At 39.4% G+C, this 13710-nt stretch carries 12 protein-coding genes; 5 read left to right on the forward strand and 7 right to left on the reverse strand.

Annotated elements, in window-relative coordinates:
* Nucleotides 1-13: 13 nt before the first annotated feature.
* The 4 genes from E4661_RS09575 to E4661_RS09590 all read right to left on the reverse strand — a co-directional run bounded on the left by E4661_RS09575 (nt 14) and on the right by E4661_RS09590 (nt 4980).
* On the reverse strand, nt 14-1033 hold the full coding sequence (locus tag E4661_RS09575; protein ID WP_136466684.1) for a transporter family protein: 1020 nt from the start codon (nt 1031-1033) through the stop codon (nt 14-16).
* A gap of 74 nt (nt 1034-1107) precedes the next feature.
* A complete protein-coding gene (locus tag E4661_RS09580; RefSeq protein WP_136466686.1) occupies nt 1108-1434 on the reverse strand; it encodes a hypothetical protein in 327 nt (108 codons plus the stop codon).
* Nucleotides 1435-1583: 149 nt separating this feature from the next.
* Complete coding sequence (locus tag E4661_RS09585) at nt 1584-3656, reverse strand: M16 family metallopeptidase (protein WP_136466688.1); 2073 nt, start codon at nt 3654-3656, stop codon at nt 1584-1586.
* A 1-nt stretch (nt 3657) separates the two neighbouring features.
* Complete coding sequence (locus E4661_RS09590; protein WP_136466690.1) at nt 3658-4980, reverse strand: M16 family metallopeptidase; 1323 nt, start codon at nt 4978-4980, stop codon at nt 3658-3660.
* Between the two features lie 179 nt (nt 4981-5159).
* Here E4661_RS09590 and E4661_RS09595 point away from each other — a divergent pair, with 179 nt between their 5' ends.
* From E4661_RS09595 to E4661_RS09615, 5 genes are all read left to right on the forward strand, one after another.
* A complete protein-coding gene (locus tag E4661_RS09595; protein WP_136466692.1) occupies nt 5160-5606 on the forward strand; it encodes a DUF4199 domain-containing protein in 447 nt (148 codons plus the stop codon).
* Between the two features lie 103 nt (nt 5607-5709).
* A complete protein-coding gene (gene rplU, locus E4661_RS09600; protein WP_136466694.1) occupies nt 5710-6258 on the forward strand; it encodes a 50S ribosomal protein L21 in 549 nt (182 codons plus the stop codon).
* Between the two features lie 21 nt (nt 6259-6279).
* Nucleotides 6280-6540 (forward strand): 50S ribosomal protein L27, encoded by a 261-nt coding sequence (gene rpmA, locus E4661_RS09605; RefSeq protein ID WP_136466696.1) that lies wholly within the window; start codon nt 6280-6282, stop codon nt 6538-6540.
* 184 nt (nt 6541-6724) lie between these two features.
* Complete coding sequence (locus tag E4661_RS09610) at nt 6725-9535, forward strand: TonB-dependent receptor (RefSeq protein WP_136466698.1); 2811 nt, start codon at nt 6725-6727, stop codon at nt 9533-9535.
* 63 nt (nt 9536-9598) lie between these two features.
* Nucleotides 9599-10630: a phytase gene (locus E4661_RS09615; protein WP_136466700.1), complete on the forward strand. Its 1032-nt coding sequence runs from the start codon at nt 9599-9601 to the stop codon at nt 10628-10630.
* On the opposite strand, the gene E4661_RS09620 is transcribed toward E4661_RS09615, so the two are convergent.
* The 3 genes from E4661_RS09620 to ahcY form a co-directional block, all read right to left on the reverse strand.
* The gene (locus tag E4661_RS09620) at nt 10627-11739 is read right to left on the reverse strand and encodes an alanine racemase (protein WP_136466702.1); all 1113 of its coding nucleotides are present in this window, start codon (nt 11737-11739) and stop codon (nt 10627-10629) included. The two genes, E4661_RS09615 and E4661_RS09620, sit on opposite strands and share 4 nt — an antisense overlap.
* A gap of 19 nt (nt 11740-11758) precedes the next feature.
* Complete coding sequence (locus E4661_RS09625) at nt 11759-12241, reverse strand: DUF1569 domain-containing protein (protein WP_136466704.1); 483 nt, start codon at nt 12239-12241, stop codon at nt 11759-11761.
* A gap of 111 nt (nt 12242-12352) precedes the next feature.
* The gene (ahcY, locus tag E4661_RS09630) at nt 12353-13669 is read right to left on the reverse strand and encodes an adenosylhomocysteinase (protein ID WP_136466706.1); all 1317 of its coding nucleotides are present in this window, start codon (nt 13667-13669) and stop codon (nt 12353-12355) included.
* Nucleotides 13670-13710: the final 41 nt, after the last annotated feature.

Here is a 13710-nt window from a genome sequence, read left to right on the forward strand (position 1 = left end):
CCCGGGACAAGGTTTATAAAGAATACTGTAAACCTAAAGTTAGGGTTTCCTTGTTTTTTAGCTGGATTCCCTCCAAATCCTGAAGTAGGGGCGAAGCAAATTCAAACCCAAAACGAAGGTTTTTTAAAGCCCCAGTTGGAACATAAATATTGAAGCCCAAACCTCCATTGATTAAAGTGCCTCCAGAGTTATCAGTGTCCGCAGTAATGACCATCATAGGGTTTAGGTCGGGATCTGCCCCATCAAGTTCTCCGACCAATAATCCTTCAAGTCTGGCAGAAAAACTAATCCAATCAGCAGCTTTTACGGCAAGCCAGTTGTTAAGGCTGTATCGATTTCCATAGCGAAACTCTCTGTCATTCTTCCCAAAGCGAAAAACCCCTCTGATTTGGCTTCCCCAGGAAACAGACTCATTTTGACCTAGGTAAGTAAGTGCCATAACAGGGTCAAAGGTTCCGCTTCCGAGTTGCATGGGATAAGGAAGTTCCATGGCATTTGGGGCAGAAGCTGGTGTTACATCGCTTTCCGTTATGCTTCCTGTTGGAATGGAAAACCCAATTTGTCCATGTAGGCTTTGTTGATTTTGGTTGAAGAATCTATACAGCAAGGACAATTTGATATCCCCTAACCCACTGGATTCAGTAGTAAAGTTGCCACCAATTCGGGTAAGGTGATCCATTTCCATCGAAATATAATTGAACATGGCCATAAGGGTTACTCTGTCGCTTGGTGCGAACATAGCTCCTAGCATGTGCATATTCATGGGCATAGCAGTTGGTGTTACCATATAATTAGTCAGGGCTTCATCAAAAGAGGCATCATCATTTCCTTGCTTTAGGTCTTCCATATTCATATGCATGTATCGGTAAGAGAACATCCATTCGCCTTTACCGTGCATATGATCACCCATTACTGAGATTGGGGCGTGGCCATCTGGTCTTCCGGCGGACCATTTTGTAGTTTCGTCATTGGTTTCTTGCGCACATAGTGCTAGTGTGGCCATAAAAAGAATGGCCGATAAATATTTTTTCATTCGGTTTAAATCATTGAAGGTTAGGGTGACCAATTGAATTCTTGAATCACCTTAAAAAATTATAATTCTCGGAATCAGATAGTGTAGTTCGGAGGATGGAAACTCGAAGAAAAGAATAAAAAAGAGTAGGAATTGGCGTAGTCAAAATCACTTAAAGATTCAAGTTGAAGTACTTCTTTGGAATTATAATGCATCAACTCAACAAAACCAATAGGATATTCTTCCAAGGTGATTTTGGGTAAATTCTGCTTTTTCTCCTCATTTTGCTCCGAAAGCCGCTGCATGAGGTAGCATTTACCATTACATTGTAATTCTATCTTATCCTTGTTGATACAAAGGAATTCCGCAATGTAATCCTCATAAATAATATACTCGGCCAAAGGCAATATAGGTCGTGCCATGGCCAAAACATATAAAAAAACAAAGATGTATGTGGCTATTGATTTCAACTAGCATCCTAATTTGAAGTTGCAAAATTAGCCATAAATGAGATGTATAAACAAAAAAGCACCATTTAACGTGGTGCTTTTTTGTGGTTTAAGTGAATAATCTATTCAAAGTCAGACGGGTCTACACCTTCGTTGACCTTAATTTCTTTGACCATAAATTCAAAACTTTGTGGGCCCATGGTCTGGGTCAGCTTGAACGGGAATTTAATTCCTGACAACTCTTGGTAGTCATCCAAGGTTACCGTATTGCTCATTTGCTGGCCTTGCACTTCCTCAACACTTACCTCTTGAAGTTTTAGTCCGGTTTCCATATCGTAAAACGCAGACTTCTTATCGGTAATCTTAAGCTTATAGGCTTTTTTATCACCAATGGTTTCAACACCTTCTAGGGTAATGTCACCGGCTGCCAAATAGTTTAACTCAGGAAAAGCAACGGATTCTTCCTTGATTCGTTCAATTTCCTCAGGTGTTAAATCTTTACGTTGACCTTGGGCAAGCATATAACCTTCATCGCCATCCAAGACTTGCTTTTGCATGGAATTGCCCATCACTTTTAAATCTTGCATAAATTGATCCTTGGAAGTCTTTTTTAATTCGAGTTCCAATTTCATTCCTTGCATTTCGGCTTCCGCAATCATGGCATACGATTCTACTCCCTCCAATTTTTCTTGACCACCGATTGCAGCAATATATTTTTTTAGGATGGATTCTGCTGTCACACCTTCGGGAACAGCCACATCATAATCGGGTTTTGTAGTTTTGCCAGCGTATTTATCGTAAAATAAAACAGGTACTTTTTTTCCGTTGAACTCAACTTTTTCAAGGTTTTTCAATACATCACTTCCTTTTCCGGTTACTACAACTCTGGCATTTTTGGTAGAGAAGTATTTTTTGGCTGCTTTTTGGACATCTTCTGCTGTAACGGCTTCCAATCGTTCTAAATATGTTTTGTAAAAGTCTTTGGGAAGGCCTTCGGTTTCAATGTTCAATGCATAGCTGGCAATGGTTGAGGGGTTTTCCAAGGCCATGACAAAATTACCAGCATATTTGGCTTTTGCGTTGGTCAATTCCTCTTCGGTCACTGGAGAGGAAACTATTTTGTCAATTTCTTTTAAGATTTCGACCACAGAACTATCGGTAACAGCATTTCTAACCTGAGCAGATGCACTAAACCGCATTGGGCTATATTTATTTGCTCGTATCCCTGAATATGATCCGTATGTATACCCTTTGTCTTCCCTCAGGTTCTTGAACAATCTGGCTTGTGAGCCTCCACCAAGAATCCGATTTGCCAAAAGCGCATCCAAATAATCCTCATCTTTCATCTTAAGGTTGGTGATGTTTTGTACCACGACTTCAGATTGAACAGCATTGGGGACATCTACAAAATTTATCTGGTTATATTGGGCATCTGTCGGATGGGAATAACTGAATGATGGTGGAACCGCTTTGGACCATGGTGTGAAATAAGTTGTGACCAATTCCTTTACATTTTCAAAATCCACATCCCCGATAATAACCAAATAAGCATTGGCCGGAACAAAATAGTCTCTGTAATGTTTTTCGACATCCATTAGGGTTACATTGTTCACTGTTTCTTTAGTGGTAATTTCACCGAAGGGATGTCCTTTTCCATAAGCCAAGGCCAATTGAACACGGGTTGCTATGGCAGAAACATCTTTCTCTTCAGATTTTAAGCCAGTGATAATCCTGTCTTTTTCCTTATCAAACTCTTCTTGGGTAAAATTGGGGTGTATCGCGGCATCGGCCATTAGCTCAAGAACTCGGGGGAAGTACTTTGAAAGACAGTTTGCCGAAGCACTTTGGTCAGAAAAACTGATACTAGCACCCAAAAAATCCACTTCTTCGTTAAAATCATCCTTGGAAATGGATTTTGACCCTTTTCCCAACAAAGCGGATGTTAAAGAAGATACCCCAGCTTTATTTCCTTCCAGAATGGGAGGGTTGTCTATGGTCAATGTTATGGAGACTCTGGGCAACTTGTGATTTTCCACAACCATTACTTTAAGTCCATTGTTCAACTCAAAACGGGCGGGTTCTTGAAGATTGATTTCGGGAGCCGGACCGGGTTTGGGTTGTTTGCTTCTATCTATTTGTGCGTAAGAAACTGTCATAAAAAGTGACAGCGCAGAGAAAACGATAAACTTTTTCATCTTAATTGGCTTCTTTTTGTTCTGGTAAATATTCTAATTCCACCCTTTGGTTCGCCTTGAGATATTTTTTGGCGACGTCCCTAATTTCTTCTCTTGTAATGGAGCGATAGATGTCAATTTGTGTATTGATGAGGTTGGTGTCTCCTCTTAACATGTAATTTTCGGCAAGGGAATTGGCAATTCCTGAAATGCTACTGTTTGCATTTACAAAGTTGTTTTCAAATTTGTTCTGTAGCTTTTGATAGTCTTTTTCTGAAATCAAATCGGTCTGTATTTTCAGAATTTCAGCATCAATTTCATTTTTGATGTCTTGAATTGAATTTTCACCGACAGGAAGTCCTCCAACCACATAAGAACTGTAATCCTCTGCATTGATTGGCACGGAAAATATCTGGAGTGCTATTTTCTTTTCATCTACCAATTTTTTATACAATTTGGAACTCTCACCGTCGCTGAGATATGCAGAAATCATATCGATTACGTATGCATCCCTTTCGGCTTGGCCAGGGGTTCTGTACGCTAGTAAAATGGCAGGAATTTGAATATTTGGATCATAATATGTAGCCTGAACGGTATTGACTATGGGGTCTTCGACCACTTTGTTTCTTGGTATTTCGGCACCTTTGGGGATTGGTCCAAAATAGTCAGATATCATTTTCTTGGTCTTGGGAACGTCAATATCTCCAGCTACTACCAAAACTGCATTGTTTGGAACATAAAATGTTTTGTTGAAGTGCTTGAAATCGTCTAGGGTGGCACTTGCCAAATGATCCAACGATCCTATTACGCCCCATCGATATGGATGTTTTTTATATAGATTTTTAAGCAAGACCTCAAAAAAGGCACCGTATGGCGAATTATCTACACGAAGCCTTCTTTCTTCTTGAACCACCTCTTTTTGGGTGTCGACACCCACTTGGCCGATAATAGGATGGAGCAATCGCTCTGATTCCAACCAAAGCCCTACTTCTAGGCTATTGGACGGGAATGTTTCGTAATAATATGTTCTGTCTAAAAACGTATTTGCATTATGGCTGCCACCGTTTGATGCGACAATCTTGTCCCATTCACCTCTTTCAATATTTTTGGTGCCCTCGAACAAAAGGTGCTCGAAAAAATGGGCGAAACCTGTTTTTTCTGCGTCTTCATCTTTTGAACCCACATGGTACATAACCGCAGTAGTGACGACCGGAGCTGTGTTATCTTGATGCAATATTACGTGCAGTCCGTTGTCAAGATTGTACTCTTCAAAAACAACTTCTTGGGCATTGATGAGCCAACCCGTTGCACAAATGAACAGTAGGGATAGTAAATATCTTTTCATGATCAAGTGTTTAGTAATGACGTTTTAAATACGATAGGTAACTGTTTTTTGACTGATGTTACATTAAATCAGGCAAAAATTAAAAAATCTATAGTTTACAAGGTAAGTCTTTAACAAGAATTTGTAGCATAATTCATCAACATTCAGTAAATTAAACATCCATCCAAAATTTTAGCAAGATGAAAAACTTGTCCCTTCCTATTCGTTTTGGTATTGTTACCAGTGCCATTCTCATGGCTTATTTTTTGATTTTGGCACTCATGGGGAAGCATACCAATGTTTTTTACAGTTTGTTCAATGGTGTAATTACGGGTTTCGGAATTTATGAGACCATAAAATATACCAAGCTACGGATGGGTGATGAATTTAGTTATGGTAAAGGCTTCATAGCAGGTGTAACCACTGGATTCGTCGCAACGTTGTTGTTTACCATATTCTTCGCGTTTTATTCAACAGAGCTTGATTCAGGTTTTTTAGATGAGCTTTCTGAGGTTTGGGCCAAGGATTATAGCAATTTTCAAGGAATTGTTTTTTTTACCGTAGCCATTATGGGTTTCGCGACGGCTCTAGTTTTGACGCTTTCTTTCATGCAACTTTTTAAAACTTCGAACAACCTTAAAAAATAATACGCGAAAAGCCCTGATTGTCCTTGTGCATTAAGGAATTAGCAGTATATTTGCACCCGCTAATTTTGATAAAGCGGAAAACATTTAATTTAATTAACGCATTATGTACGCAATAGTAGAGATGGCAGGGCAGCAATTTAAAGTTGCAAAAGACCAAAAAGTGTACGTTCATCGTTTGCAGACAGAAGAAGGTAAAAAAGTCACTTTTGACAAAGTACTTCTTTTGGATGACGGAAGTAACGTAACTGTAGGCGCCCCAGTCATAGAAGGTGCGGCTGTTGAAGCCAAAGTTGTAAAACACCTTAAAGGTGATAAGGTAATTGTCTTTAAAAAGAAAAGACGTAAGGGTTACCGAGTAAAAAATGGTCACAGACAATATTTGACCGAAATTATTGTAGAAGGTATTGTAGCAAAGGGAGCTAAAAAAGCAGCTCCAGCTAAAGCCAAAGCCGAAAAACCTGCGGTAGAAGCTAAAAAAGAAGCGACTCCAGCAAAAAAGGCAGCTCCAAAGAAAGCAGCTCCAAAGAAAGCTGCGGCTGAAGACTTGAGCAGCAAAACGGTTGCTGAATTGAAGGAAATGGCAAAGGCCAAAGGAATTGAAGGAATTTCTTCAATGAAAAAGGCTGACCTGATTGAAGCTTTAAAAAAATAAGAGAACTAAAATTTAAATATCATGGCACATAAGAAAGGTGTAGGTAGTTCAAAAAACGGTAGAGAATCAGAATCGAAACGACTTGGCGTTAAGATTTTTGGTGGACAGGCTGCTATAGCTGGAAACATCATTGTTAGGCAGCGAGGCACTAAGCATAATCCTGGAGAAAACGTTTATGCAGGAAAAGACCATACATTGCATGCCAAAGTTGATGGTATTGTAAAATTTGAAAAGAAAGCAGGCGGAAAATCGTTTGTTTCCATTGAGCCTTTTCAAGCTTAAAAAGAACACACTTCTTTAATATATGAACCCTCGCTGAAAAGTGGGGGTTTTTTGTTAGCTCAGTGTTAAGCTATTCTAAACAGCTCTAAAAATGGCGCTAAATATCACTTAATCTTAAAAATGAGCTAACCCTTTTTGGTGGGCATAATAATTTCTTTGTGGTTTAATAACAACCACTTAAGAAATGAAAAAATATTTACAGTTTTTAATCTTATTTATTGTACCACTATCCTTTTTTGCTCAAACAGGGAACATTCAAGGAACTATATCTGATGAAAATGGAATCTATGTTCCAGGAGCAAATGTTATGATTTCGGCATTGTCCAAAGGGGCAATTACAAATTTCGATGGAAGATTTACATTGCTCAACATTCCGGAAGGAAATCATACGCTTAAAATATCATATTTGGGTTATGCCACAATTGAACAAAGTGTAGAGGTCATTGCCAATGAGACATCAGTGATTAATTTGACCATGAACCCGACCAACCTGGAACTACAAGAAGTTCAGGTTACGGCGTATGGATTAAGTGGACAAGCAAAAGCACTTAATACCCAAAAAACCAATCAGAATATTACCAATGTAGTTTCAACTGATCAAATCGGAAAATTTCCCGATGCGAATATTGGGGATGCGGTAAAACGAATTCCGGGGATTACTATGCAAGTAGACCAAGGAGAAGCAAGAAACGTAATTGTACGCGGCCTTGCACCACAATTAAATTCTGTAACCTTAAATGGCAGTCGGATTCCATCAGCAGAAGGAGACAATAGAAATATTCAGATGGATTTGATTCCTTCGGACATGATTCAGACCATAGAAGTGAACAAAGCCATTACCCCTGATATGGATGGAGATGCGCTTGGTGGCTCTGTAAATCTAATTACTCGTTCTTCACCGCAAAGCTTTCGCCTTTCGACCACCTTGGGGTCAGGTGTAAGTTTTATCAACGATGAGCCTATTTACAACTTTGGATTTTTATTGGGAGACCGCACCAAGGATGGCAAATTTGGTTGGATGCTGGCAGCATCATATAATAATGTAGACTTCGGTTCTGATAATGTGGAGGCCGAATGGGTAAACGAAGCTGAAAGCCCGTTGACGGAAGAAGATATTCAGGTAAATCCTTTTGTTGAGGAATCTGATATCCGAACCTACCTCGTGCAAAGAATTCGTAGAAGCTTTTCTGCCAACGTTGATTACGCTTTTGATGCGAACAATACCGTTTTCATTAAAACCATGTACAACTGGAGAGATGACCGTGAGAATCGGTTCCGTCTAAGATTTAGAAGTATTGAGCCTGTATTTGCCGATGGTACAGAGAATATAATCGGTTATGAAGGTGAAATCCGAAGACAGACAAAAGGAGGTATTCCTGGGGGACGTATTAAGAACACTCGACTGGAGGATCAACGTATGCAAAACTATAGTGTTGGAGGAGATCATTTGTTTGGCAGCTTGAAAATGGATTGGATGGCGTCATATGCAAAAGCATCCGAAGAGCGTCCTAATGAGCGCTATGCCGAATACGAAATTGGAGATGCCATTGGAATCAATGCCAATTTGGGAAATCCGAGATATCCCTCGTTCAGTCCAACCAATGCCTCAGATGCGACATTGTCCAACTTTGAATTGAAGGAATTCACCGAGGAAAATCAATTTACAGAAGAAGAAGATTTCAATGCATTTTTGAACTTCGAGCTGCCCGCAGATATGTTTGGAGCTGGAGATGGAACCATAAAGTTTGGAGGTAGGTTTAAATCTAAAAACAAGGTAAGAAGCAATGATTTTATTGAAGCAGAACCTATTACCGGATTCGAAACTTTAGCCGATATTCAGACCAGGGATTACACAAAAAGTGATTTCTTGGCAGGGAATCAATATGCGTCTGGAGAATTTGTTGATCCAGCATTTTTGGGAACACTTGACTTCTCAAATGCCGCAAGTTTTGACACAAGTTCTGTTGAGGATGAGTTTTTGGCAGGAAACTTTGATGTAGACGAAAAGGTCTATGCCGGTTACATTATGGCCAACCAAAAATTATCCGAAAAATTATCCATACTTGCTGGAGTAAGAGTTGAAAATACAAAAATCAACAGTTTGGGTAACGAAGTAATCTTTGATAATGAAGGAGATTTTGCAAGTTTCAACCAAATCCGTGACGAAAGCTCTTATACCAATGTGTTGCCCGGAGTTCATTTTAAGTACGACCCATCGAACAATACCGTTTTGCGTTTCGCTTGGACCAATACTATAGCCAGACCCAACTATGTAGATTTGGTCCCTTTCAGAAATGTGATCAATGAGGATGAAGAGGTGGAAACTGGAAATGCCGAATTGGATCCTACTCGTTCCATGAATTTTGATCTAGTGGCAGAACACTATTTTGAATCCGTTGGAATCATATCTGGAGGAGTATTTTACAAAGACATCAAAGATTTTATTTATACCTCCTTATCTGAAGATGCGACAACTGGATTTGATCTATTCCAGCCGCTAAATGGTGATAGCGCTTCAATTTTTGGTGCCGAGGTCGCTTTCCAAAGACAATTGGATTTCCTTCCAGGATTCGCGAAAAATCTCAGCATCTATCTAAATTACACCCTGCTTACCTCTTCTACAGATGGTATTCGTAACGGAGATGAAACTAGGGAAAACATAGATTTACCAGGGACAGCACCAAATATGTTCAATGGCTCTTTGGGCTATGCCGATAAAAAATTCAGTTTGAGGCTCTCGACCAATTTTTCAGATGCCTATATAGATGAATTGGGAGGGAATGATTTTGAGGACAGATATTATGACAAGCAGTTTTTTGTGGATTTGAATGCCTCATTCACCATTAACAAAAATCTGCGCTTATATGCAGATTTGAATAATGTAACCAACCAGCCATTGCGTTACTATCAAGGCATTTCAAATCGCACCCAACAGGTTGAATTCTATGAAAAAAGATTGACCTTTGGATTAAAGTATGATTTATTTAAAAAATAAGAACCATTAACCTACAGTCTTTAAAGCTGCCTTAGGGCAGCTTTTGTCGTAAAACAACATAGAATGATAAATATCAGAACCATATTGCTTTTATCTGTTGTAGGATTCATTTCCTGTAACAACAAAAGTACCTTGACACCCATCCAACCCGATGTTATAACAGAAACCACAATAAATGATACCGATGACCCGGCCATTTGGGTCAATCCCGATGACGCCTCGCAAAGTATCGTTTTTGGTACGGATAAAGAAACCAATGGAGCCATTTACGCATTTGATCTAGAGGGAAAGATCATAGAGGAAAAAACCATTAAAAATGTACAGCGACCCAATAATGTTGATGTAGAATACGGCTTTCAATTGAACGATTCTACTTCTGTTGATATCCTTGCTTTCACCGAAAGAGAAAAGCAACAGATACGAGTGTTTTCGGTTCCGAACATGGAACCCTTGGATGATGGAGGTTTCCCTGTTTTTGAAGATGAGACTAATTTGGAGCAAAGATTACCCATGGGAATAAGCCTGTATAAATCCCCAAAAGATTCATCTGTTTATGTTATTGTGGGGAGAAAAACCGGGCCAAGTGATGGTTACCTCTATCAATACAAATTGGTTTCAGATAGTTTAGGAGTAAAAGCAGATATTGTTCGCAAGTTTGGAAAATTTAGTGGTCAAAAGGAAATAGAGGCCATTGCTGTGGATGACGAAAATGGGTGGATTTATTATTCTGATGAAGGGGTGTGCATAAGAAAGTATTATGCAGAACCTTCTAAGGGGAATGAAGAGATTTCCTGTTTTGGCGGAGAGCACTTTTTAGCGGATATAGAAGGCATTGCCATTGCCAATTTTCCTAACGGGGAAGGATTCATTATAGTTTCAGACCAGCAAAAAGGGCAGTTCAATATTTTCTCTCGGAAGGATAACTCATTCATAAAAGCGGTAAACCTGACCACCTTGGAAACAGATGGTTGTGATGTAGTGACTGTTCCATTGAATGAAACTTTTTCCAATGGACTTTTTGTTGCCATGAATGATGAAAAGAACTTCTTTTTCTATGACTTGGGAAAAGTTCTTAGTGGGCCTGCAGAAAACTAAAACCTAAGCTTTCGTTTTCGGGCAGTGATTTCCCAGGAATCTATTTTTCGCCCATTTTCGATAACGGATATTTGGTCATGTAAGTTAATGGTCGGACAAATATGATAGGGGACACCGTAAAGGATGTCTCCTATCTTCATTTCTTCCCAATTGGATACTTTGAGCACGCCATGTTCCTCACTTTGTGAAAAGAGTTCATAGTTATCAATATTTAAAAACTTAACCCTTTTGTCTATAGGGTTTTCAGAAGCCACGGATTTATGCCCTAAATCTAGAGTCACAATTCCTTCCGTAGGTTTTGAGATAATTCGGGTAACCAACAAAGCAGCATACTTAAAGTTTTGTTCCGTCAACTTCTCACTATACCCCCAATCCCATAAAATACAAGTTCCAGGACTGGTAATTCTCGATTCTTGTAAAAGATGTGAAGTAAAGGAAGGTGTCCCCCCACAAACCAGTTCAATATTGGGGTAAATTTTTTGCAAGGCCTCAAAATAGACAGTCACATCTTCAAATCCAGATTCAATCTTTTTATTTCGAACCAAAAAGTCGGCATCCCTTAAATGGCCATCATAAATATGGAGGCCCCTAAATTCAAGATTTTTACAATCCCTAATAACCGAAAGAAGTGAATCAAGTGCTGGTCCAATTTTTATTCCTGAACGGTTCATCCCATTGTTGATGTCAATATAAATATTGACTTTGGAATCTCTTTCAAGTGCTTTTTTATTGAAAATACGCGCCGTATCCACCGCATCGATAATAGTAGAGAAATGGGTAGATGGGAAATGTTCGATTAAATTGAGAAAACGATCAATTTTGGGTCCGACCAATTGATGTGCTATCAAAACAGAATGCGCTCCTGCTTCAGCAGCAATTTCCGCTTCTGCTATGGTCGAAGCCTTAAAATTGGCAATGCCAGAGACCAATAGTAGCTTTAAGACCTCGGGCATTTTGTTTGTTTTAATGTGTGGCATCAACCTATCAATGTTGCCATTGACCAAGGTCGCCATCTCATTAATATTGAACTTTAAATGTTCTTTGTAAAGCACCACGGAGGGTGAATCTACTGTGTTAATATTTTCAATTTCGAACCAACTGTCTTTCATATTCCGCTCTGGTCTCAGATTATTTTTTTACGATGTCCCGAACAATTTTTAGATGATGGCGGGTGTGTATTTTTAAGAACCTAATGCTCTTTTTTTTATCTAGCACACTAAAATAAGGATGTTCAAAGTGAACATTTGCCTCTAAACCTTGAAGAACTTTTAAATTTTCCTTGGCCATTTCGATTTGCCGATGCAGATCTTCGGTTAGAATCACATCTGGTGGGCGTACCACTTTCGGAGATTTGGCAACTCCTCTTGGAAAATCTCCCCATGCATAGATTAAAGTTCTCGTAAGGTTAAAGTTCGATTTGTATTCGTCAGGATTGGATGCTTCCAAAGATTTGCATATCACATTGATGGTCTTGAGCATATGGTCCAAATGCCAGGCCACATCGACCTTGGATACTTTGGGATTTAAAGCATCTCTTTGCAATATGTAATTTTCTGTTTCTGAAAACTCATCGTTTAAAAGAGATTTATAGCACGAAGGGTTTTTTGCCAATGGTTGATTTTTAAAATGATTTCTAAAGCTAGTAAAATTTAATGCTTTCATAAAAAAAGAAAAACCCCCGCAAAATCTTGCGAGGGTAGGGTGTGATTGTTTGGATAAAATCTAATACCTATAATACTCAGGCTTGTAGGGGCCTTCTACTTTTACACCAATATAATCGGCCTGATCTTTTTTAAGCTCAGTAAGTTCTGCGCCCAAACGTGCCAAGTGAAGTTTTGCTACTTTTTCGTCTAAATGCTTTGGAAGCATATAAACTTCATTTTCATACTTGTCACTATGGTTCCAAAGCTCAATCTGGGCCAAAGTTTGGTTGGTAAACGAATTGCTCATCACAAAACTTGGATGCCCTGTAGCACAACCAAGGTTTACCAATCGACCTTCGGCAAGAACAATAACATCTTTCCCTTCAATGGTATATTTATCTACTTGGGGTTTGATTTCATCTTTGGTATTGCCATAAGCGCTGTTCAACCAAGCCATGTCAATTTCATTGTCAAAGTGTCCAATGTTACAAACAATAGCTTTGTCTTTTAACCCTCGGAAATGTTTTTCACGAATAATGTCTTTGTTGCCAGTAGTGGTGATGACCACATCGGCCTTACCTACAACGGTTTCCAATTTTTTTACTTCATACCCATCCATGCAAGCTTGTAATGCACAAATAGGGTCGATTTCGGTAACCGTCACTATAGCTCCAGCTCCTCTAAAAGATGCTGCAGTTCCTTTACCTACGTCTCCATATCCAGCAACAACTACTTGTTTTCCTGCCAACATGGTATCAGTTGCTCTTCGGATGGCATCAACCGCACTTTCCCGACAGCCATATTTGTTATCAAATTTAGATTTGGTAACAGAATCGTTAACATTTATAGCGGGCATTGGTAGTGTTCCGTTTTTTACTCTGTCATATAAACGGTGTACTCCAGTGGTAGTTTCCTCAGAAAGCCCTTTGATTCCTGCTGCCAACTCTGGGTATTGATCTAGAACCATGTTAGTAAGATCACCTCCATCATCCAAAATCATATTCAGCGGTTGTCTATCCTCACCAAAGAACAAAGTTTGCTCAATACACCAGTCAAATTCTTCTTCGGTCATCCCTTTCCAAGCATAAACCGGAATTCCTGCAGCGGCTATAGCGGCGGCGGCATGGTCTTGGGTTGAGAATATATTACAAGAGCTCCAAGTAACATCGGCTCCTAACTCGACCAAGGTCTCAATTAAAACAGCGGTTTGGATGGTCATATGCAAACATCCTGCTATCCTTGCTCCTTTCAAGGGCTGTTCGTTCTTATATTCTTCACGCAATGCCATTAAACCGGGCATCTCAGCTTCGGCAAGTTCAATTTCTTTTCGCCCCCAATCGGCAAGTGTAATATCCTTTACTTTATTAGGAACATATGGAATTGTCTTTGTGCTCATACTTAACTTTTTGTAGCTTAGCTATTATCGGATGCAAAGAT

Source organism: Flagellimonas onchidii, from assembly GCF_004804315.1.
Lineage (GTDB): Bacteria > Bacteroidota > Bacteroidia > Flavobacteriales > Flavobacteriaceae > Flagellimonas > Flagellimonas onchidii.